At 58.9% G+C, this 21,306-nt stretch carries 18 protein-coding genes; all 18 read left to right on the top strand.

From position 1 onward, the window contains the following. Nucleotide 1: 1 nt before the first annotated feature. The 18 genes from flgJ (at nt 2) to V6L81_RS18615 (ending at nt 21,302) form a co-directional block, all read left to right on the top strand. Nucleotides 2-1,258 (top strand): flagellar assembly peptidoglycan hydrolase FlgJ, encoded by a 1,257-nt coding sequence (flgJ, locus tag V6L81_RS18700; protein WP_240882291.1) that lies wholly within the window; start codon nt 2-4, stop codon nt 1,256-1,258. A 10-nt stretch (nt 1,259-1,268) separates the two neighbouring features. Next, nucleotides 1,269-3,293 carry a flagellar hook-associated protein FlgK gene (gene flgK, locus V6L81_RS18695; protein ID WP_095002624.1) on the top strand — a complete coding sequence of 675 codons (2,025 nt, stop codon included), beginning with the start codon at nt 1,269-1,271 and terminating at the stop codon, nt 3,291-3,293. Nucleotides 3,294-3,307: 14 nt separating this feature from the next. After that, a complete protein-coding gene (locus V6L81_RS18690) occupies nt 3,308-4,903 on the top strand; it encodes a flagellar hook-associated protein 3 (protein ID WP_338660259.1) in 1,596 nt (531 codons plus the stop codon). Between the two features lie 334 nt (nt 4,904-5,237). Beyond that, a complete protein-coding gene (locus V6L81_RS18685) occupies nt 5,238-6,164 on the top strand; it encodes a ketoacyl-ACP synthase III (RefSeq protein ID WP_095002622.1) in 927 nt (308 codons plus the stop codon). 359 nt (nt 6,165-6,523) lie between these two features. Continuing rightward, entirely contained in the window at nt 6,524-8,230 is a 1,707-nt protein-coding gene (locus V6L81_RS18680) for a flagellin (RefSeq protein ID WP_338660258.1), read from the top strand. A 160-nt stretch (nt 8,231-8,390) separates the two neighbouring features. Beyond that, entirely contained in the window at nt 8,391-9,758 is a 1,368-nt protein-coding gene (gene fliD / locus V6L81_RS18675) for a flagellar filament capping protein FliD (RefSeq protein WP_338660257.1), read from the top strand. 96 nt (nt 9,759-9,854) lie between these two features. Next, nucleotides 9,855-10,244 (top strand): flagellar export chaperone FliS, encoded by a 390-nt coding sequence (gene fliS, locus V6L81_RS18670; protein ID WP_016781581.1) that lies wholly within the window; start codon nt 9,855-9,857, stop codon nt 10,242-10,244. A gap of 16 nt (nt 10,245-10,260) precedes the next feature. Continuing rightward, nucleotides 10,261-10,554: a flagellar protein FliT gene (locus tag V6L81_RS18665; protein WP_095002618.1), complete on the top strand. Its 294-nt coding sequence runs from the start codon at nt 10,261-10,263 to the stop codon at nt 10,552-10,554. 180 nt (nt 10,555-10,734) lie between these two features. Further along, nucleotides 10,735-12,216 (top strand): sigma-54 dependent transcriptional regulator, encoded by a 1,482-nt coding sequence (locus V6L81_RS18660; protein WP_095002617.1) that lies wholly within the window; start codon nt 10,735-10,737, stop codon nt 12,214-12,216. 207 nt (nt 12,217-12,423) lie between these two features. Further along, a complete protein-coding gene (locus V6L81_RS18655) occupies nt 12,424-13,542 on the top strand; it encodes a PAS domain-containing sensor histidine kinase (protein WP_095039312.1) in 1,119 nt (372 codons plus the stop codon). 5 nt (nt 13,543-13,547) lie between these two features. Beyond that, nucleotides 13,548-14,933, top strand: coding sequence for a sigma-54 dependent transcriptional regulator (locus V6L81_RS18650; protein ID WP_271350435.1), 1,386 nt, complete (start codon nt 13,548-13,550; stop codon nt 14,931-14,933). A 244-nt stretch (nt 14,934-15,177) separates the two neighbouring features. Then, entirely contained in the window at nt 15,178-15,510 is a 333-nt protein-coding gene (fliE, locus tag V6L81_RS18645) for a flagellar hook-basal body complex protein FliE (RefSeq protein WP_016781577.1), read from the top strand. A gap of 15 nt (nt 15,511-15,525) precedes the next feature. Further along, nucleotides 15,526-17,310 carry a flagellar basal-body MS-ring/collar protein FliF gene (gene fliF / locus V6L81_RS18640; protein WP_095002615.1) on the top strand — a complete coding sequence of 595 codons (1,785 nt, stop codon included), beginning with the start codon at nt 15,526-15,528 and terminating at the stop codon, nt 17,308-17,310. Then, nucleotides 17,303-18,325, top strand: coding sequence for a flagellar motor switch protein FliG (gene fliG / locus V6L81_RS18635; RefSeq protein ID WP_083369860.1), 1,023 nt, complete (start codon nt 17,303-17,305; stop codon nt 18,323-18,325). Before fliF ends, fliG begins: the two co-directional genes overlap by 8 nt. After that, on the top strand, nt 18,326-19,084 hold the full coding sequence (fliH, locus tag V6L81_RS18630) for a flagellar assembly protein FliH (RefSeq protein ID WP_095025521.1): 759 nt from the start codon (nt 18,326-18,328) through the stop codon (nt 19,082-19,084). Continuing rightward, nucleotides 19,074-20,432, top strand: a complete 1,359-nt coding sequence (fliI, locus tag V6L81_RS18625) for a flagellar protein export ATPase FliI (protein WP_095024152.1) — start codon at nt 19,074-19,076, stop codon at nt 20,430-20,432. The genes fliH and fliI overlap by 11 nt, the downstream gene beginning before the upstream one ends. Before the next feature lie 6 nt (nt 20,433-20,438). Further along, nucleotides 20,439-20,891, top strand: a complete 453-nt coding sequence (gene fliJ / locus V6L81_RS18620; RefSeq protein ID WP_095002612.1) for a flagellar export protein FliJ — start codon at nt 20,439-20,441, stop codon at nt 20,889-20,891. 105 nt (nt 20,892-20,996) lie between these two features. Continuing rightward, nucleotides 20,997-21,302 carry an STAS domain-containing protein gene (locus tag V6L81_RS18615; RefSeq protein WP_095002611.1) on the top strand — a complete coding sequence of 102 codons (306 nt, stop codon included), beginning with the start codon at nt 20,997-20,999 and terminating at the stop codon, nt 21,300-21,302. The last annotated feature ends 4 nt before the right edge of the window (nt 21,303-21,306 follow it).

The raw sequence follows: 21,306 nt of genomic DNA, 5'->3' as shown, positions 1-21,306 counted from the left end.
CATGGATATGCGTAAGAGTGGAGTAGTCAGTGGCAGCGATTCCGGGGCGTTCACCGACCTGAATCGGCTGAACAATCTGAAAGTCGGCGACCGCGAAAGCGACGGCAATATGCGCAAAGTTGCCCAGGAATTCGAGTCGCTGTTTCTCAACGAAATGCTCAAGTCGATGCGCTCGGCCAACGAAGTGCTGGGCAAGGACAACCCGCTCAACACCCCGGCGGCCAAGCAGTATCAGGAAATGTACGACCAGCAATTGTCCGTGACCCTGTCCCGGCAGGGCGGTGGTATCGGCCTGGCCGATGTGTTGATGCGCCAGATGTCGAAAAACAAAGCTGCGGTGCCGGGGGAGGCTGCGGCGACCACGGCGCTGACTGCCGAAGCCAAAGCCCCGGCCGCCACCACCGTCGACAGCCCTTTTGTGCGCTCCAGTGGTCAGCGTCCATTGTGGGCTTCGCGGGTCGCCATTACGCCGCAGGCAGCCGGCGGCGGCCATCAGAATGACATGGCCCTGCTCAATCAGCGCCGTCTGGCGTTGCCGAGCAAGCTGACTGACCGCTTGCTGGCCGGGATCGTGCCATCGGCCGATCCGGCGCGTTCCACGCTCAATACCGCCGCCGTGCCGGGGCGCACTTCGCCGGGGCTGGATGCCGTGCTCAAGGGCAGCCGCCAGCCGATGCTCAGTGCCAGTGGCGTGCACGGGCGCATGCAGGTTTACGGTCGTGCCGTGGCGCAGCCGCCGCTGGCCCCGGCCAAACAGGCCTTCGAGTCGCCGGATGCGTTTGTCGCCACCATGTTGCCGATGGCGCAACAGGCCGCCGACCGCATCGGCGTCGACCCGCTGTACCTGGTGGCGCAAGCCGCACTGGAAACCGGCTGGGGCAAGTCGGTGATGCGCCAGCAAGATGGCAGCAGCAGTCACAACCTGTTCGGCATCAAGGCCACCGGCAGTTGGCAGGGCGCCCAGGCGCGGGCCATCACCAGCGAGTTCAGGGGCGGGCAGATGGTCAAGGAGACAGCGGAATTCCGTTCCTACGATTCCTATCAGGACAGCTTCCATGATCTGGTGACGCTGTTGCAGAGCAACAATCGTTATAAAGAAGTGCTCAATGCGGCCGATAAACCGGAGCAGTTTGTACGCGAATTGCAGAAGGCCGGTTATGCGACCGACCCTGAGTACGCGAGCAAGATTTCGCAGATAGCCAAGCAAATGAAAACCTACCAGAGCTACGCCTCGACGGGTTCTCTCACGAATTTATAAGGTTTGAACCATGGCGAGTTTGATCAACATCGGGATGTCGGGGCTCAACGCCAGTCAGGGCGCATTGGCGACAGTCGGCAACAACATTGCCAACGCCAATACCTCGGGCTATTCGCGTCAGCAGATCGTCCAGGGCAGCGCCGCGTCGCAACAGGTGGGCGGGGTGTTTATCGGCACCGGCACCACCCTGGCCGACGTGCGCCGCGTGTACAACTCCTACCTCGACGCCCAGTTGCAAACCACCACCTCGCTCAATGGCGATGCCCAGGCTTATCTCGACCAGATCGGCACGGTCGACAAACTGCTGTCGGATAAAAACACGGGCGTATCGGCAGCCCTGAGCAGCTTTTTCAGCTCATTGCAAACTGCCGCCGCGGCGCCCGGTGATGTGTCCGCGCGGCAGTTGTTGCTGACCAGTGCGCAAACCCTGAGCAACCGCTTCAACTCGATTTCGACCCAGCTCAACCAGCAGAACGAAGGCATCAACAGCCAGCTGGACACCCTGACTTCGATGGTCAACCAGCACACGGCCACCATTGCTTCGCTGAACAAGCAGATCGCCCAGGCCACCACGGCTGGCAATACGCCGAACAACCTGCTGGATGCGCGTAACGAAGCCGTGCGCAGCCTCAACGAGCTGGTCGGGGTGACGGTTCAGGAGCACGACAACGTCTACGACATTACCCTGGGTACCGGCCAATCGCTGGTGCAGGGCAGCACCTCGAACACGATTTCGGCGGTGCCGGGCAAGGTCGATAAAAGCCAATACAGCATCCAGGTCAACTTCCAGCAATCGAGTTCGGATGTGACCTCGGTGATCAGTGGCGGCAAGATCGGCGGCCTGCTGCGTTACCGCGACGATGTGCTGGCCCCGGCGATGAACGATTTGGGCCGTACAGCCATTGTGGTCGCCGATGCGATCAACCAGCAGCTGGGCCAGGGCCTGGATGCCAATGGCGAGTTCGGCTCGTCGTTGTTCAACAGCATCAACAGTGCCACGGCCATCAGCCAGCGCAGCCAGGCGGCGACCGGAAATATTGGCGCAGGCAACTTCAATGTCAGCATCGCTGACAGCGGCGCGCTGACCGCCTACGACTATCAGGTCACGTTCACCAGCGCCACCGAGTACTCGGTCAAGCGCTCCGACGGCACCGATATGGGGGCGTTCGCTACCACCGACACCCCGGCCAAGGTCATTGACGGTTTCACCCTGGATCTCAAGGGCGGCCCGATGACCGCTGGCGACGCGTTCAAGGTCAGCCCCACCCGCAGTGGTGCAGGCAATATCGGCGTGCAAATGAGCGATGCCAATAAATTGGCATTTGCCGGGCCGCTGGTGGCTGGCCCGGGCAGCTCCAATACCGGTACGGGTGCAGTGGGTAGCCTCAATCTGTCGTCAGCGCTGGATATCTACGGCGGCGTCAATCTGGGCAAAGCGCAAAGCGATATTGAAGGCGCCATGCCGGTGCGCATTGCCTTTGACGAAGCCAGCGCGGATGGCACCCAGAGCTACCGGGTACTGAACGAGGCCGGCAAGGAAATCGGCAAGGGCAGCATCGTGCCGGGCCAGGACAACAAGGTCACGATCAATGTGCCCGTGACCAACGCGGACGGCACCACTACAAACGTGGGGTTCGACACGGTGATCAGCGGTTCGCCGGGCAAGGGTGACAGCTTCGATATCAAGTTCAACAAGGACGGCAAGGCCGACAACCGCAACGCCAACGAACTGCTGGGCCTGCAAACCAAGGCCACAGTGGGCGTAGGCAAGGACGGCACTGGCGGCGTCAGCATGGCTACTTCCTACAGTCAGTTGGTATCCAAGGTGGGCGGTAAAGCCAGCCAGGCGGCGGTCGACGGCACCGCCAATGGCGCGGCTTTGGCCTACGCCAAAGAGGTGCGCAACTCGGTATCCCAGGTCAACCTGGACGAAGAAGCCTCCAACCTGGTCAAGTTCCAGCAGTACTACACCGCCTCGTCGCAGATCATCAAAGCGGCGCAAGCAACCTTCAGCACGCTGATCAACAGTCTTTAAGGGAGCCCGCGACGATGCGTATTTCAACTTCGCAGTTTTTTGAATCGACCAGTGCCACCTACCAGAACAACTTCTCGTCGGTGATCAAGACCCAGAGCCAGATCGACTCCGGCGTGCGCATCCAGACCGCTGCCGATGACCCGGTAGGTGCGGCGCGCCTGCTGCAATTGCAGCAGCAAAAAGACATGCTGGCGCAGTACAGCACCAATATGAACAGCATCAAGTCGTCGCTGGGTGCTCAGGAAGCGGTGCTCGACAGCATCAATAACTCATTGCAAAAAGCCAGTGAACTGGCCCTGCAGGCGGGTGGCGGCGGTGTCAGCGATGCGGATCGGGCTACAATTGCCAATGAATTGGGCAGCATCGAAGATCAGGTGTTCAGCCTGCTCAACAGTAAGGACGCCTCGGGCAACTACATGTTCTCGGGTTCAAAAAGTAACACGCCACCTTATGCGCGTAACAACGACGGCACTTATAGCTATCAAGGTGACGACACTCAACTTAACCTTAAAGTTTCGGATACTTTGAGCCTGGCCAGCAGTGATACTGCCAAAAGCTTTATGGAAGGGGCGATCAATACTGGACGCACCCAGACTGTATTTACGCCGGTGACGGCTGCCGACGGTACGGTGTCTAGCAACGGTGGAAAGGTATCCGTATCGGCGGGCTTAATCACGTCAAGCCCGCAGTTCAATAAAAGTTTCGCTGAAGGGCAGCCGTACACGCTGACGTTTATCAGCAGAACCCAGTTCAAATTGACGAGCAGCCCCGATGGGGCAGATATCACTTCGCAGGTGTCGGGCAATGGTGCGTTCGACCCTACCAAGGAAGGTGGGCAGAGTATCAGTCTGCATGGCGTGTCGTTCGATTTAAGCATGAACCTTAAGGATATCCCGGCGGCGGATCAGGATACCGAGGCGGCTAAATACGCTTTTACCCTGGAGGCCAAGCCCGATTCGTTCAATGTATCGCGCACTCCAAGCAATCCCTCGACTGCGCTAATCACTGACTCTACGGTTGATGATACCAAGGCTTACAGTGACAGTTTCCCGAGCAATGGTGCAGTGATTAAATTCACCAGCGATAGCGAATATGAAATCTATGCCCAGCCGATTACTGCCAGTAGCAAATTGATTGCCAGCGGAACCATGGCTGGCGACTCGATCACAGCTCTGGGAGTCAGATTTGACTTTAGCGGTGCGCGAGCTGCTGGCGACCAATTTGTGGTCAGTGGTAACAACCATCAAAGCCAGAGCGCTTTGGACACTATTAGTCAGTTGCGTAAGGCGCTGGTTATTCCGACTGACAAAGATCCTGATGCCCAGAAAACTCAGCGGGATGTAATCAACTCCGCGATTGGCAACCTGAAAAACGCCAGTGCCGGCGTTGACAGCGCCCGCGGCTCGATTGGTGCGCGCCTGAAGGCGGTGGATATTCAGGCGGATGAAAATATCAGCCTGGGCCTGGCCAACGATTCCACCACGGCGGCGATCGGCAACACCGATATGGCGGGGGCGTCCATCGAACTGGCGTTCCAGAAAGCCATGCTCGAAGCCTCGCAACTGGCGTTCGTGAAAATCTCCCAGCTGAGCCTGTTCAACCAGCTCTAAACAGCGGTGCAGGGGGGTGATGTGGGAGCGGGCTTGCCCGCGATGCAGGCGACACGGTATGCCGGTAATACCGTGTTGCTGCCATCGCGAGCAAGCCCGCTCCCACAAAATCGCCTTTATGGCTGTAATGTTTTGTATAAAACCGCACAAAATAGCGTGACCTATGAGTCATAACGCGCATCTTCACTGTATCGTGTGAAACGTACGGGCGGGTGCCGGGCCTTTTTCGGGCTGTTTTGTTTATTTTTACGCACCCACACAAGCCCTTTTATTGTCAGCGCCCCTCGATTATGTGAGCGGGTGATCTCCAGCTATTTAGTATTGGGAAGCCACAATGATTGGCATTAAAAGCATCGCCAGTTACGTGCCAGCAAGCGGTGTAGACAACTACGCGCAGGGCGCGAAGTTCTCCAAAGACGAAGAATTCATTCTGGGCAAGATCGGTTCGGCGTTTCTGCCGCGCAAAGACGCTGACCAGGAAACCTCCGACCTGTGTGTTGAGGCAGTCAACGCACTGTTTATCAACAATCCTCAGCTTAAACGCGAATCCATCGACGCGTTGATCGTTGTCACCCAGAACGGCGACGCTGAAGGCCTGCCGCACACCGCGGCCATTGTCCAGGACAAGCTCGGTCTGCCGACCCACGTTGCCGCCTTTGATATCTCCCTGGGCTGCTCGGGTTATGTCTACGGTATCTACGCGATGAAAGGCTTTATGGAAGCCGCGGGCCTGAAGAACGGTCTGCTGGTGACGGCCGACCCGTACTCGAAAATCGTTGACCCGGAAGACCGCAACACCACCATGCTCTTTGGTGACGCCGCCACCGCTACCTGGATGGGCGAAGACGCTCCCTGGCAGCTGGGCAAGGCCAAGTTCGGCACCGACGGTTCGGGTGCGCCGCATCTGAAAGTCAGTGATGGTGTGTTCTTTATGAATGGCCGCCAGGTGTTCAACTTCGCGCTGCTCAAAGTGCCTGCGCACTTGAACGAGTTGCTGGAAGAGTCCGAGCTGACCTCCAAGGACATCGACGCGTTCTGCATCCACCAGGGCAGTGCGGCCATCGTTGACGCCGTGGCCCGTCGCTTTGAAGGCGAGCCGGAGAAATTTATCAAGGATATGGTCGAGACCGGCAACACCGTGTCGTCGAGCATTCCGCTGCTGCTGGAAAAACACGTGATGGATGCCACCTGGAAGCGGGTGGCGCTGAGCGGTTTTGGCGTGGGCCTGTCGTGGGGCTCGGCGATTATCTATCGCCCGTAAGCATTACGTTGAAACACAAAACGCCCGTGGCCCTAAAGCCATGGGCGTTTTGCTTTCTGGCAGGGCTGATTGAAACTGTGGGAGCGGGCTTGCTCGCGATGGCATCACCCTGGTTTGCCTGAAGCACCGCGCCGCCCGAATCGCGAGCAAGCCCGCTCCCACACTGGGGGGTGCCCGGCAACTCATCGCCCCGCTAACCCCCTGAATTACAAGGCATGGCCCCCTTGCCTGCAAAAAAAATCAAAATAAACCTCAAGCAACCTGCGTTTACGACGATAACCATTACGAAGGTTCTCTAGGCCACACCCGGCGGTTGCCAGGGCCGGAAGCCGCAGTATTCATCTAATGAGGATTTCGTCATGGGTTTATCAGTTAACACAAACGCAACGTCGTCGATTGTTCAGAACAACTTGAACAAGGCTGCCACCAACTTGAGCACCTCGATGACTCGTTTGTCTTCCGGTCTGAAAATCAACAGCGCCAAAGACGACGCGGCTGGCATGCAAATCGCTAACCGTCTGACAAGCCAGATGAAAGGCCTCACCGTTGCCGTGAAGAACGCCAATGACGGCATCTCCATGGCTCAGACTGCTGAAGGCGCGATGCAGGAATCGACCAACATTCTGCAGCGTATGCGTGAACTGGCCCTGCAATCGGCGAACGGCTCGAACAGCGATGAAGACCGCAAATCCCTTAACCAGGAATTCACTGCCCTGAAGGGTGAAATCAACCGTATCTCCAGCACTACCACCTTCGGTGGCAAAAACCTGCTGGACGGTACGATGCAGAACGCCAAGTTCCAGGTCGGCGCTAACGCCAACGAAACCATCTCCTTCGGCGTGGGTGACCTGAGCTCGGCAGGTCTTAAAGGCCAGTACAGCACTGCTTCGGTGGCGGGTGAGAACCTGGCGGGTATGGCTGCTTCGGTTACGGGCGGTGCCAAGAACGGTGGCGAAACTGCAGTGACGGGTGCGGTACCAGCTCCTGCATACACGACAACTGGCACTGAAAAGCTCAATATCAACGGTCGAGATATAACTGTTGCTGCTGGTTTGGCCACCGTTGCTACCCAAGCGACTGCCATCCAGACTGAGTTGGATAAAGATCCAACTAATACAATTGACGCCACTGTATCTGCTGGTGGTGCTCTCGTCCTGACGAATACCCATGGTGGGGTTGCCATTGCCGGTGCTGATGCGGATAAGTTTGGCCTTACTGCTGGTACTACCAATACGGTCACTACTGGCGCATCGAAGTTGGCTGCGGGCGAAATCACTGTCAATGGCAAGGCAGTAACCCTGGGCGCCACTGGTAAAGACACCGTTCAGGATGTCCTCGATCAGCTTAATGCTCTGCCCGACGTAGGCTCTGCAACAATCGACAAAAATGGCCGTATCTCGCTGACCTCTGCGGATGGCAAAGCGCTGACTTTGGCAGACGGCAACAAGGCTAACGGCGGCCCTGGTTCGCTTGCTGCACTGGGGCTGACCAGTGGTACTACTAACGTAAAAACCGTTTCAGATACCTCGCTGAAAATTGGCGCAACTGAAATCAAGATCGCCAAAGGCAGCGACATTGACTCTGTGATCTCGTCGATCAACAGCGCTAGTGCAGGTGCAACAGCTACCAAAACTGAAGATGGCAAAATCTCTCTGTCCGCCAACAAAGACATAGTTATCAGCGCTGGCAGTACTGGTACCTTGGCTGATCTGGGGCTGGAAGCTGGCACCACTAGCGCAGTGACCTCACAAACTACCGTCGATCAGTTGGATATTCTGGATGCTACTGCGTCCCAGAATACCGTTCAGGCGCTTGACGCTGCGATTCAGCAGATCGACAGCCAGCGTTCCTCACTGGGTGCGGTGCAAAACCGTTTCGACAGCACTGTTTCTAACTTGAACAGCATCAATGAAAACGCCTCCGCTGCGCGTGGCCGTGTGCAGGATGCTGACTTCGCTTCGGAAACCGCTGAATTGACCAAGCAACAAACCCTGCAGCAGGCCTCCACAGCGATCCTGTCCCAGGCCAACCAGTTGCCTTCCGCAGTTATGAAACTGCTTCAGTAATAACGGCAACGGTTTGAAAACAGAAGGGCGCGTTTACGCGCCCTTCTGTGTTTTAGGCTTTTGGTGAATACCAATGCCCGAGGTGGCATGAATTTTGTTGCTGTCTACTGGATAGGTGTAGTTAGCCAATAAAACGGCAGGCAGTAAAAGGAGAATAAAGATGGCCAGTTCAACGGTAAGCGGTGTCGGCTCGGGTATTGATACCCAGTCCATTGTGAAGGCGTTGGTCGCTGCGGAAAAAGCGCCCAAGCAGACGCAAATTACTACCCAGCAAACGCAAACGACAACGCAACTGTCGGCACTGGGTACGGTAAAGGGCGCTCTTGATTCTTATCGTGCGGCCATCGACAAACTTAAGGATCCTTCCAGCTTCAGCGGCTTGGCAGGTACAACTTCAGACGATAAAAAAAGCAAGGTCACCATTGATGCCACGGCGTCAACCGGAACTTACAGTCTAGTAGTCGAGCAGTTGGCCACTGCGTCGAAGGTCAGTAGTCCGGTGTACGAGAAGGGTGCTTCAGCAGTGGTTAATAGCGGCACCGAGGCCACCACGTTGAAGATTTCTCAATCTGGTGTTGACTACAACGTGAGCATCGCCCCTGGTGCAACCATGAAGCAAGTGCGTGAATCTATTAACACGCAGTTGTCGGACAAGGGTATTAGTGCCAACGTATTGACCGATGCCAGTGGTTCCCGTCTGGTACTGACCTCGTCGAAGATGGGCAAGGATACCGAGATCACCATGGGTGGCGATTCGGAGTTGGCGAACGGATATACCTCGCTGGTTGAACCGCAAAACTCCATTTACACCATCGATGGTTTGAAGATGGAGTCCGCCAGTAACAAGGTTGACTCGGCCATCAGTGGTGTGACGATCGAGCTTCTGGCCGGGGACAAGGCGGCGACTACTATTACGGTTGCGGCCAGCTCCACGACGTTGAAAACCTCTGTGCAGGCTTTCGTCACGGCCTACAACGCATTGATGACGACCATCAATGCTCAAACCAAGGTCACGGCCACGGGGGACTCCTCAACCACTATGTCGGGCGCACTGACAGGCGATGCTTCCATGCGTCAGTTGGTGTCCAGCTTGCGTGGCGAGTTGCTCAATGGCGCGGCTTCGGAAACGACCATGGGGTTGTCGCAGATGGGGGTCAAGACGGATGCCAAAACGGGCCTGCTGACTCTGGATGATGCGGCGTGGAGCAAGGCAATCGCCAAACCCACGGGTGCGATGGATATCGCCAAGACTTTCACCGGTGATACGGGCCTGATAGCACGGATGACCAAAGCCACGGCTTCGTATGTGGGCTCAGCTGGCACCTTGACTCAGCGTACCGGCGATCTCAACAACAAGCTGACAGACCTGACGACGCAGCAGGCGGATCTGGATCGCCGTATGGAAACGCTGCAAACCACTCTCTCTGCCAAATACAACGCGATGGATACACTGGTTGCCCAGCTCAATGCCACAAGTTCCAGCGTCATGACTACTCTGAATTCGCTTAATAACCCTAAAACAACCTGATCGCACTGAGCCTCACCGCTAAAGCTTCCGGCAGCTCGGTCGATATAAAAATCAAGAACCAGTCATTTTTGCCTGACACCGTAATGAGGTAGAAACATGAACCCGATGCGCGCCCTTCGTCAGTATCAGAAGGTTAATTCCCACGCTCAAATTTCCGAAGCCAGCCCCCATCGTCTGATTCAGATGCTGATGGAAGGCGGCCTGGACCGTATGGCCCAGGCCAAGGGCGCGATGAGCCGTGGTGATATCCCGCAGAAGGCCATGCTGATTACCAAGGCCATCGATATCATCACCGGCCTGCGTCAGGGCCTGGATGAAGAAAAGACCGATGACAAGGCCGCGCTGGAGCAACTGGACAGCCTGTACGAGTACATGGCCGTGCGCCTGACCCTGGCCAATGCCAAGAACGACCCGGAAATCATCGATGAAGTGGCGCGCCTGCTGATCACTGTAAAAAGTGGTTGGGATGCCATCGCCCCGCAATAAGCCAGAGGAGTGCGTCATGAGCCAACTGCAACGTATTCAGGAAACCCGCGAAGCGCTGATTGATGCCCTGGCCGAGCGCAACTGGGATGCCATCGGCGAGCTGGATTCGGCCTGCCGGGTGTGTGTCGAGAATGTGCTGGACGAAGCGCCACTGGACGAGGCTGTTTTGCGCGAAAATCTGGAGGGGTTATTGGTGGTGTATCGCATGTTGCTGGAGGCGGCTACTGATGAGCGCCAGGCGGTCGTTGAGCAGATGGGGCAGATCAACCAAGCAAAAAATGCGTCAAAGGTTTACCATCTATTCGGTTAAGGCCTAAAGAATATGTGGTTAATTGCGTTTTAAACCGCCATAAATTTGACTCGGCACAGTTTTTTGACTTAACTAGCACGTTATTCTGTATTCAGTCGTCTTAGATATCCAACAGGGTTAGGACGTCTACATATGTCCTGCCATCCGGGGCATTGAGTTGACTAGGGAAGTTGCTATTGCATGTGGCGTGAAACCAAAATCCTGCTGATCGATGACGATAGCGTCCGCCGCCGTGATTTGGCGGTGATCCTGAATTTTCTTGGCGAAGAAAATCTGACCAGCCCCAGCCACGAATGGGAGCAGGCTGTCAGTGCCTTGCCGTCCAGTCGCGAAGTGCTTTGCGTGCTGGTCGGCACCGTGAGTACTGCCGGTGGCTTATCAGGACTGCTTAAGACACTGGCCGCGTGGGATGAGTTCCTGCCGATCATGCTTTTAGGTGAAGTTTCTTCTCTCGACCTGCCTGAAGACCAGCGCCGCCGGGTGTTGTCCAGCCTCGAAATGCCCCCCAGCTACAGCAAATTGCTTGATTCCCTGCACCGTGCCCAGGTCTATCGCGAGATGTATGACCAGGCCCGCGAGCGCGGCCGTCATCGTGAGCCCAACCTGTTCCGCAGCCTGGTCGGTACCAGCAGGGCGATCCAGCATGTGCGCCAGATGATGCAGCAAGTGGCCGATACCGATGCCAGCGTGCTGATCCTCGGCGAGTCCGGCACCGGCAAGGAAGTGGTGGCGCGCAATCTGCATTACCATTCCAAGCGTCGCGATGCGCCGTTTGTGCCGGTCAACTGTGGGGCGATTCCTGCCGAGCTGCTGGAAAGCGAGCTGTTTGGCCATGAGAAGGGCGCCTTTACCGGGGCCATCACCAGTCGTGCCGGGCGTTTTGAACTGGCCAATGGCGGCACGCTGTTCCTCGACGAAATCGGCGATATGCCGCTGCCGATGCAGGTCAAGCTGTTGCGTGTGTTGCAGGAACGTACATTTGAGCGTGTGGGCAGCAACAAGACCCAGTGTGCCGATGTGCGGATCATTGCCGCCACCCACAAAAACCTTGAAAGCATGATTGAAGTCGGCGCCTTCCGCGAAGACCTGTACTACCGCCTCAACGTATTCCCGATTGAAATGGCACCGCTGCGTGAGCGGGTCGAAGATATTCCGTTGCTGATGAACGAGCTGATTTCGCGCATGGAGCACGAAAAACGCGGTTCGATCCGCTTCAATTCCGCCGCCATCATGTCGTTGTGCCGTCATGCATGGCCGGGCAACGTTCGCGAGCTGGCCAACCTGGTGGAGCGCATGGCGATCATGCATCCGTACGGGGTGATTGGCGTTGTTGAGCTGCCGAAAAAATTCCGCTACGTGGATGACGAGGACGAGCAACTGGTCGACAGCCTGCGCAGCGATATGGAAGAGCGTGTGGCGATCAACAATGCCACAACGGACTTCGTGGCCAGCGCCAATGCGATGCTGCCGCCGGAAGGCCTGGACCTCAAGGACTACCTGGGCGGGCTGGAGCAGGGTTTGATCCAGCAGGCACTGGATGACGCCAACGGCATCGTTGCGCGGGCGGCAGAGCGTCTGCGGATTCGTCGTACCACCCTGGTGGAAAAAATGCGCAAGTACGGCATGAGCCGTCGCGAAGGTGAAGAGCAGGCGGATGATTGACGCGTGACTTTGTGGGAGCGGGCTTGCTCGCGATAGCATCACCGCGTTATTCCTGACACTGCGAGGCGCCCAAATCGCGAGCAAGCCCGCTCCCACATAAGTCGGGGCTTGCATAGCGGTTCGCTTGTGTTAGCTATTCAGGCACGGGTATTGCTTCGCTTGGTGTAACGGACCGTTTTATGACGGTCAGCCCAGCGAGTACGCCCCATGCCTCAAGCCGCCGTCCAGTTGTCCTCGGCCCCCGATCCCTACAGTCTGCTGGAAGCCCGCGTCTCGGAGCTGACCGGCGAGCTGGCAGTGGTCAGTGCGCAGCGCATGGCCGAGCTTGCAGAGAAAGAGCGGCTGGCCAATCGCTTGCAACACCTGCTCGATCTGCTCCCAGGCGGGATCATCGTGATTGATGATCGTGGTCACGTGCGCGAGGCCAACCCCGCAGCCTGCGAGCTGTTGGGCCTGCCGCTGGAAGGCGAGTTGTGGCGCCATGTGATTGCCCGCTGTTTTGCACCTCGGGAAGACGACGGCCACGAAGTATCGCTCAAGGACGGTCGGCGCCTGTCGATTGCCACCCGTTCGCTTGACCCTGAGCCCGGGCAACTGGTGTTGCTCAATGACCTGACAGAAACCCGGCGCCTGCAAGACCAGCTCGCCCGCCATGAGCGCCTGTCGTCTCTGGGGCGCATGGTTGCTTCCCTGGCCCACCAGATTCGTACGCCGCTGTCGGCGGCGCTGATCTACGCCAGTCATCTCACCGAGCAGGCGCTGCCGGTGGAAACCCAGCAGCGCTTCGCCGGGCGTCTCAAGGAGCGCCTGCACGAGCTGGAGCATCAGGTGCGCGACATGCTGGTATTTGCGCGTGGCGAACTGCCGCTTACGGACAGGGTCACCCCCAAAGTATTGATGCAGGCCCTGCAAGCCGCCGCGCAAACCCATGTGCAGGGTGTGGCGATCCGCTGGCAGTGCGATGCCTACACGGGGCAGTTGCTGTGCAATCGCGACACCCTGGTCGGCGCGCTGCTCAACCTGATCGAAAACGCCCTGCAAGCCGGTACGCCACAGGTGCGGCTCAAGGTGCATCTGTATCGCCGCGACAACAGTTTAAGGGTGTGTGTCAGCGACAACGGCAGTGGCATTGAGCCGCAAGTGCTGGCGCGCCTGGGCGAGCCGTTTTTCACCACCAAGGCCACTGGTACAGGTCTGGGCCTCGCGGTGGTCAATGCCGTGGTGCGTGCGCACCAGGGGCAATTGCAATTACGTTCGCGGCTGGGGCGTGGCACCTGTGCCTTGCTCAGCTTGCCGCTGATTCCCGTTGTAGCGGAGGCAAACTGATGGTGATGCGAATTAACGTGCTGTTGGTCGAGGACGACCATGCGTTGCGTGAGGCCCTGGCAGACACACTGTTGCTGGCAGGTCACGGTTTTCGCGCCGTCTGTTCGGGGGAAGAAGCCCTGGCTGCGGTGATGCTGGAGCCGTTCAGCCTGGTGATCAGTGACGTCAATATGCCCGGTATGGATGGCCATCAGTTGCTGGCCCGCCTGCGCGCCTGCCAGCCGCAATTGCCGGTGCTGCTGATGACGGCTCACGGTGCGGTGGAGCGGGCGGTGGATGCCATGCGTGAAGGGGCGGTGGATTATCTGGTCAAGCCGTTCGAGCCCAAAGCCTTGCTCGATCTGGTGGCCCGCCATGCTCTGGGCAGCCTCGGCGTGGCCGACAGCGAAGGGCCGGTGGCGGTGGAACCGGCCAGCGCACAGTTGCTGGAGCTGGCGGCACGGGTGGCGCGCAGTGATGCCACGGTACTGATCTCGGGCGAGTCGGGCACTGGCAAAGAGGTGCTGGCGCGTTATATCCACCAGCATTCCCATCGGGTGGATCGGCCGTTTGTGGCGATCAATTGTGCGGCGATCCCCGACAATATGCTCGAGGCGACCCTGTTTGGTCATGAAAAAGGCGCCTTCACCGGCGCCATTGCCGCCCAGGCCGGCAAGTTCGAGCAGGCTGATGGCGGCACCTTGCTGCTGGATGAAATTTCCGAAATGCCCTTGGGTTTGCAGGCCAAGCTGCTGCGCGTATTGCAAGAGCGCGAAGTTGAACGGGTGGGCGGGCGCAAGCCGGTTGCGCTGGATATCCGTGTTGTCGCCACCACCAACCGCGAACTGGCGGGGGAGGTGGCAGCGGGGCGTTTTCGCGAAGATCTGTACTACCGCCTTTCGGTATTCCCCCTGGCCTGGAGGCCGTTGCGTGAGCGCATCGCCGATATCCTGCCGCTGGCAGAGCGGCTGCTGGCCAAACACATCAGCAAAATGAAGCACACTGCTGTAGGGTTTTCGCCCGATGCCAAGGCGTGCCTGAGTGCATACCCGTGGCCGGGCAACGTGCGCGAACTGGATAACGCGATTCAACGGGCGCTGATCTTGCAGCAGCGCGGCTTGATCGAGGCGGCAGATTTTTGCCTGGCCGGGCCTGTGGCCTGTGCACCTTTGCCGCCATTGACGCGCCCTGAGCCGCTGGCGGTGGAAGTTGTGGAGTCGGCGGGCGGCTTGGGCGATGATCTGCGCCGGCGTGAGTTCCAGATGATTATCGACACCTTGCGTGCCGAGCGCGGGCGACGCAAGGAAGCTTCCGAGCGTCTGGGCATCAGCCCGCGCACCTTGCGCTACAAGCTGGCGCAAATGCGTGATGCGGGGATGGATGTTGAGGCTTATTTGTTTGCTGCCACCTGAGAGCGTCACTAAACCCCTGTGGGAGCGGGCTTGCCCGCGAAGGCATCACCGCGCAGCGCCTGATTCACCGCGTCGATTAAATCGCGGGCAAGCCCGCTCCCGCAGGGGCAGGTGTTATCCTTGTCTGCGACGTTTTGTAACGTTAATTGTTATAAAACGGCAAGGAGCTGGCACCCTTGTTGCTACACCTCAATATGCGCTGTGAAAGTGTCAAAAAAATGCGGGTCGTCGGAGGCACTGGTCCATGAGCCAAGGTATTGAATTTAATCGATTGATGTTGGACATGCGGGCCATGCAGATGGACGCCATGGCACAACCGAAATCGGCTGTGCAGGCCGCTCCCGAAGCGGGTGCCAGCAGCTTCTCCGACATGCTCGGTAATGCGATCAACAAGGTCAGCGAAACCCAGCAGGCGTCGAGTCAGCTGTCCAACGCGTTCGAGATCGGTAAAAGCGGTGTCGACCTGACTGACGTGATGATCGCCTCCCAGAAGGCCAGCGTTTCCTTTCAGGCCTTGACCCAAGTACGTAACAAGCTGGTTCAGGCTTACCAAGACATCATGCAGATGCCGGTTTAAGGGCGATATCAAGTCATGGCAGATGCACTCCCGGATAACGTTCCGGCCAAAGCAGGCGCAGGCGGCAAACCGCTGTTTGGCCTGACCTTTCTCGACAATCTGGGCGACATGACCATGCTGCGTCAGGTCGGCCTGATGGTCGGTCTGGCGGCGAGCGTGGCGATCGGTTTTGCCGTGGTGCTGTGGTCCCAGCAACCCGACTACCGGCCGCTGTACGGCAGCCTGGCCGGTATGGATGCCAAGCAGGTCATGGAAACCCTGGCCGCTGCAGACATTGCCTACACCGTCGAACCTAATTCTGGCGCCTTGCTGGTCAAGGCCGATGACGTCTCCCGTGCCCGCCTCAAACTGGCCGCCGCAGGCGTGACGCCCACCGACGGCAATATCGGTTTCGAGATTCTCGACAAGGACCAGGGCCTGGGCACCAGCCAGTTTATGGAGGCCACACGCTATCGTCGTGGGCTTGAAGGCGAGCTGGCACGGACCATTTCCAGCCTCAACAACGTCAAGGGCGCGCGGGTTCACCTGGCCATTCCGAAAAGCTCGGTGTTTGTCCGTGATGAGCGCAAACCCAGCGCTTCGGTACTGGTAGAGCTGTACTCGGGCCGCTCACTGGAGCCTGGGCAGGTGCTGGCGATCGTCAACCTGGTGGCTACCAGCGTGCCCGAGTTGAGCAAGTCGCAGATCACCGTGGTCGACCAAAAAGGCAATCTGCTGTCGGATCAGGGTGAAAATTCCGAGCTGACCATGGCCGGCAAGCAGTTCGACTACAGTCGCCGCATGGAAGGCATGCTTACCCAGCGCGTGCACAACATTCTGCAGCCGGTGCTGGGCAATGACCGCTACAAGGCCGAAGTGTCGGCCGATGTTGATTTCAGTGCGGTCGAGTCCACCTCCGAGCAGTTCAACCCAGACCAGCCAGCCCTGCGCAGCGAGCAATCGACCAGCGAGCAGCGTACTGCCAGCAACGGCCCGCAAGGTGTGCCGGGGGCCCTGAGCAATCAACCGCCGAGCCCGGCCAGCGCACCGCAGCAAACCGGCCAGGGAGCTGCTGGCGGGGCGGGGATGATCCAGCCGGGCCAGCCGTTGCTCGATGCCAACGGCCAGCAAATCATGGATCCGGGCACCGGCCAGCCAATGCTGGCGCCGTACCCGGCCGACAAACGTTCGCAGTCGACCCGCAACTTCGAGCTTGACCGCTCCATCAGCCACACCAAACAGCAGCAGGGCAGGGTCAATCGCCTGTCGGTGGCGGTGGTGATCGACGACAAGATCAGCGTCAACCCGGCCAACGGTGAAATCACCCAGGTGCCATGGACCACCGATCAGCTGGCGCGCTTTACCCGTCTGGTGCAGGACGCCGTGGGCTTCGATGCCAGCCGTGGCGACAGCGTCAGCGTGATCAATGTGCCGTTCTCCACCGAGCGGGGTGAAGTGATTGCCGATATCCCGTTCTATTCCCAGCCCTGGTTCTGGGATGTGGTCAAGCAAGTGCTCGGCGTGCTGTTCATTCTGGTGCTGGTGTTCGGTGTGTTGCGCCCGGTGCTCAACAACATCACCGGTCACGGCCGCAACAAGCAGGTGGCCGGTATTGGCAGTGATGCCGAGATGGGCGGCCTGGGCGGTCTGGATGGCGAGCTGGCCAACGACCGTGTCAGCCTTGGCGGCCCGCAAAGCATCATGTTGCCAAGCCCCAGCGAAGGCTATGACGCGCAGTTGAATGCAATCAAGAGTCTGGTCGCAGAAGATCCGGGCCGTGTGGCCCAGGTAGTAAAAGAGTGGATCAATGCCGATGAGTGATAACCGCGCCGCCGCCAACGCCAAGTTGACCCGGGTCGACAAGGCCGCCATTTTGCTCCTGTCGCTGGGCGAATCCGATGCCGCCCAGGTGCTGCGCCACATGGGCCCCAAGGAGGTCCAGCGGGTGGGTGTGGCGATGGCGCAAATGCGCAACGTGCACCGCGAGCAGGTCGAGCAGGTGATGAGCGAATTCGTCGAGATCGTCGGCGACCAGACCAGCCTCGGCGTGGGCTCGGACAGCTACATCCGCAAAATGCTCACCTCGGCCCTGGGCGAAGACAAGGCCAACGGCCTGATCGACCGCATCCTGCTGGGTGGCAACACCAGCGGCCTGGATAGCCTCAAGTGGATGGAACCGCGTGCCGTTGCCGATGTGATCCGCTTTGAGCACCCGCAAATCCAGGCCATTGTGGTGGCTTACCTCGACCCTGACCAGGCGGGTGAAGTGCTCGGCCACTTTGACCAGAAGGCGCGCCTGGACATCATCCTGCGGGTCTCGTCGCTCAACACCGTGCAACCGGCGGCGCTCAAGGAGCTTAACCAGATCCTCGAGAAGCAGTTCTCCGGTAATTCCAACGCGGCGCGTACCTCCTTGGGTGGGGTCAAGCGCGCGGCCGATATCATGAACTTCCTCGACAGCTCGATGGAAGCGCAGTTGATGGACTCGATCCGGGATATCGACGAAGACCTTTCGGGCCAGATCGAAGACCTCATGTTCGTGTTCAACAACCTGGCCGATGTCGACGACCGCGGTATCCAGGCGTTGCTCCGGGAAGTGTCTTCTGACGTACTGGTACTGGCGCTCAAGGGCTCCGACGAGAACGTGCAGGAAAAGATCTTCAAGAACATGTCCAAGCGTGCCGCCGAATTGCTGCGCGACGATCTGGAAGCCAAAGGCCCGGTGCGCGTCAGCGATGTCGAGACTGCGCAGAAGGAAATCCTCACCATCGCCCGCCGTATGGCCGAAGCCGGAGAAATTGCTCTCGGCGGGAAGGGCGGCGAAGAGATGATCTAAGTGAGCAGCGGCGAAACCCCCGGTGATGTAATCCGTGCCAAGGATGTCGGTGCTTTTGATGTCTGGGGCCTGCCCAGCTTCGATCCGTGGCGCGAGCCCGAAGCAGAGCCCGAACCCGAGCCGGTTGAAGAACTGCCCGAGATGGAAGAGGTGCCGCTGGAAGAAGTCCAGCCGTTGACCCTTGAAGAGCTCGAAAGCATTCGCCAGGAGGCCTACAACGAAGGCTTCGCCACGGGTGAGAAAGAAGGTTTTCATAGCACCCAGCTCAAGGTTCGCCAGGAAGCCGAAGTGGCCCTGACGGCCAAGGTTGCCAGCCTCGAGCGCCTGATGGGCAGCCTGCTGGCACCGCTTGCCGAGCAGGATCAGCAGCTTGAAAAAGCCATGATCGGGCTGGTCGAGCACATGACCCGGCAAGTGATCCAGCGCGAGCTGAAAACCGATTCGAGCCAGATCGGGCAAGTGCTGCGCGAGGGTTTGAAGCTCTTGCCGATGGGCGCCGAGAATATTCGCCTGTTTATCAATCCGCAGGACTTTGACCAGATCAAGGCCCTGCGTGAGCGTCATGACGAGCAATGGCGGATTGTCGAAGACGACAGCCTGCAACCGGGAGGCTGTCGCATTGAAACCGAGCACAGCCGCATCGATGCCAGTATCGAAACACGGATCAAGCAGGCCATGAGCCAGTTGCTTGACCAGCTCCACGAACAGGCCCTGCACCCGGCGGCGCCTGATATCGACATCGATCTTGATGCACCTTAAGCGCACCAGTTTTGCCAAGCGCCTGGGCAGCTACGCTCCGGCGGTGTCCTTGCCGGTGCAGCCGGTGGTTGAAGGGCGCCTGCTGCGCATGGTCGGTCTGACCCTGGAGGCCGAAGGCCTGCGCGCGGCCATGGGCAGCCGTTGCCTGGTGATCAACGACGACAGCTTTCACCCGGTAGAAGTCGAAGCTGAGGTAATGGGCTTTAGTGGCAGTAAAATTTTTCTGATGCCCGTAGGCAGTGTCGCCGGCATTGCGCCGGGCGCCCGAGTGGTGCCGCTGGCCGATAATGGTCGCCTGCCGATGGGCATGAGCATGCTCGGGCGGGTGCTCGATGGCGCCGGCCGTGCGCTGGACGGCAAGGGGCCGATGAAGGCCGAAGACTGGGTGCCGCTGGACGGCCCCACCATCAACCCGCTCAAGCGCGACCCCATCAGCGTGCCGCTGGACGTGGGCATTCGCAGCATCAACGGTTTATTGACGGTGGGTCGCGGCCAGCGTCTGGGCCTGTTTGCCGGTACAGGCGTGGGCAAGAGTGTGTTGCTGGGCATGATGACCCGCTTTACCGAGGCCGACATTATCGTGGTGGGCCTGATCGGCGAGCGGGGCCGTGAGGTAAAGGAATTTATCGAACATATCCTGGGTGCCGAAGGCATCAAGCGCTCGGTGGTGGTGGCATCGCCTGCCGATGATGCGCCCTTGATGCGTTTGCGCGCGGCGATGTATTGCACGCGGATTGCCGAATATTTTCGCGACAAGGGCAAGAACGTCCTGTTGCTGATGGACTCCCTGACCCGATTCGCCCAGGCCCAGCGGGAAATCGCCCTGGCCATTGGCGAGCCGCCCGCGACCAAGGGCTATCCGCCGTCGGTGTTTGCCAAGCTGCCCAAGCTGGTGGAGCGCGCCGGCAACGCCGAGGCCGGGGGTGGTTCGATCACCGCGTTTTACACCGTGCTGTCTGAAGGGGATGACCAGCAGGACCCGATTGCCGATTCGGCGCGGGGCGTGCTCGACGGTCATATTGTGTTATCCCGTCGATTGGCCGAAGAGGGCCATTACCCGGCCATCGATATTGAAGCATCCATCAGCCGGGTCATGCCCTCGGTGGTCAGTGAAGAGCATATGCGCCGCGCCCAGCAGTTCAAGCAGCTGTGGTCGCGCTTCCAGCAGGCGCGGGACTTGATCAGCGTGGGCGCCTATGTGCCGGGCGGCGATCGCGAGACCGATACCGCCATTGCCCTGCAACCGGCGATGGTGGGGTATCTGCGCCAGGGGTTGAACGACAATATCAGCCTGGCCGAAAGCGGCGGTCATCTGGGCAGTATCTTCGCCCCGGCAGCCGGAGGTTAATCGACCATGGCCAGTGACAACAGGGCTTCGCGTCTGGCGCCGGTGGTGGACATGGCGGAAAAGACCGAGAAGGCTGCGGCCCAGCGTCTGGGTCACTTCCAGGGGCAGGTCAACCTGGCCAACAGCAAACTGGGTGATCTGGAAAATTTCCGCGGGGAATACCAGGCGCAATGGGTAGACCGCGGCAGCCAGGGAGTCACGGGCCAATGGCTGCGTAACTATCAGTACTTCCTCGGCCAGTTGGAAACCGCCGTTGGCCAGCAGCGTCAAAGCCTGGTGTGGCATCAGAACAATCTCGACAAGGCCCGCGAGACCTGGCAACAGGCCTATGCCCGGGTTGAGGGGCTGCGCAAACTGGTACAGCGCTACGCCGACGAAGCGCGCCAGCTGGAAGACAAGCGCGAGCAAAAGCTGATGGACGAACTGTCCCAGCGCTTGCCGCGCAAAGACGTGTACTGATCGCGTACGTCCTCTGCATCCCGTAGCAGCTGCTACGGGTATTGGCCTGCGGCGGTGCTCACAGAAGCGTCTATAGTTGCACTGACTATCTCGGGAGCAATTCACATGGCAGTGACATCTGAAGTCTCGGCAGATGGCAGTAAGCTGACGATCGCCATCAAGGGCCGGTTCGACTTTGCCAAGCACCAGGAATTTCGTGACGCTTACGAAGAACTCAGCCCCGCGCCCGCCTGCGTAGTGGTGGATTTGAAGGATGCCACCTATCTCGACAGCTCGGCCCTGGGCATGCTGCTGCTGTTGCGTGAGCATGTCGGCGGTGATGATTCTGATATTCGCGTGGTCAACAGCAGCCCGGATGTGCGCAAGATTCTGGGCGTTTCCAATTTCGACAAGTTGTTCGATATCAATTGAGCGG

Origin of the sequence: Pseudomonas bubulae, assembly GCF_037023725.1 — a bacterium.
GTDB lineage: Bacteria > Pseudomonadota > Gammaproteobacteria > Pseudomonadales > Pseudomonadaceae > Aquipseudomonas > Aquipseudomonas bubulae.
The sequence above is the reverse complement of the archived record's forward strand: the minus strand, read 5'-3'. Positions and strand labels throughout refer to the sequence as shown.

What these genes read in the sequence shown, in the direction of transcription:
- flgJ (WP_240882291.1), top strand. Translation starts at nt 2, where the DNA reads ATGGATATGCGTAAGAGTGGAGTAGTCAGTGGCAGCGATTCCGGGGCG.
- flgK (WP_095002624.1), top strand. Translation starts at nt 1,269, where the DNA reads ATGGCGAGTTTGATCAACATCGGGATGTCGGGGCTCAACGCCAGTCAG.
- V6L81_RS18690 (WP_338660259.1), top strand. Translation starts at nt 3,308, where the DNA reads ATGCGTATTTCAACTTCGCAGTTTTTTGAATCGACCAGTGCCACCTAC.
- V6L81_RS18685 (WP_095002622.1), top strand. Translation starts at nt 5,238, where the DNA reads ATGATTGGCATTAAAAGCATCGCCAGTTACGTGCCAGCAAGCGGTGTA.
- V6L81_RS18680 (WP_338660258.1), top strand. Translation starts at nt 6,524, where the DNA reads ATGGGTTTATCAGTTAACACAAACGCAACGTCGTCGATTGTTCAGAAC.
- fliD (WP_338660257.1), top strand. Translation starts at nt 8,391, where the DNA reads ATGGCCAGTTCAACGGTAAGCGGTGTCGGCTCGGGTATTGATACCCAG.
- fliS (WP_016781581.1), top strand. Translation starts at nt 9,855, where the DNA reads ATGAACCCGATGCGCGCCCTTCGTCAGTATCAGAAGGTTAATTCCCAC.
- V6L81_RS18665 (WP_095002618.1), top strand. Translation starts at nt 10,261, where the DNA reads ATGAGCCAACTGCAACGTATTCAGGAAACCCGCGAAGCGCTGATTGAT.
- V6L81_RS18660 (WP_095002617.1), top strand. Translation starts at nt 10,735, where the DNA reads ATGTGGCGTGAAACCAAAATCCTGCTGATCGATGACGATAGCGTCCGC.
- V6L81_RS18655 (WP_095039312.1), top strand. Translation starts at nt 12,424, where the DNA reads ATGCCTCAAGCCGCCGTCCAGTTGTCCTCGGCCCCCGATCCCTACAGT.
- V6L81_RS18650 (WP_271350435.1), top strand. Translation starts at nt 13,548, where the DNA reads ATGCGAATTAACGTGCTGTTGGTCGAGGACGACCATGCGTTGCGTGAG.
- fliE (WP_016781577.1), top strand. Translation starts at nt 15,178, where the DNA reads ATGAGCCAAGGTATTGAATTTAATCGATTGATGTTGGACATGCGGGCC.
- fliF (WP_095002615.1), top strand. Translation starts at nt 15,526, where the DNA reads ATGGCAGATGCACTCCCGGATAACGTTCCGGCCAAAGCAGGCGCAGGC.
- fliG (WP_083369860.1), top strand. Translation starts at nt 17,303, where the DNA reads ATGAGTGATAACCGCGCCGCCGCCAACGCCAAGTTGACCCGGGTCGAC.
- fliI (WP_095024152.1), top strand. Translation starts at nt 19,074, where the DNA reads ATGCACCTTAAGCGCACCAGTTTTGCCAAGCGCCTGGGCAGCTACGCT.
- fliJ (WP_095002612.1), top strand. Translation starts at nt 20,439, where the DNA reads ATGGCCAGTGACAACAGGGCTTCGCGTCTGGCGCCGGTGGTGGACATG.
- V6L81_RS18615 (WP_095002611.1), top strand. Translation starts at nt 20,997, where the DNA reads ATGGCAGTGACATCTGAAGTCTCGGCAGATGGCAGTAAGCTGACGATC.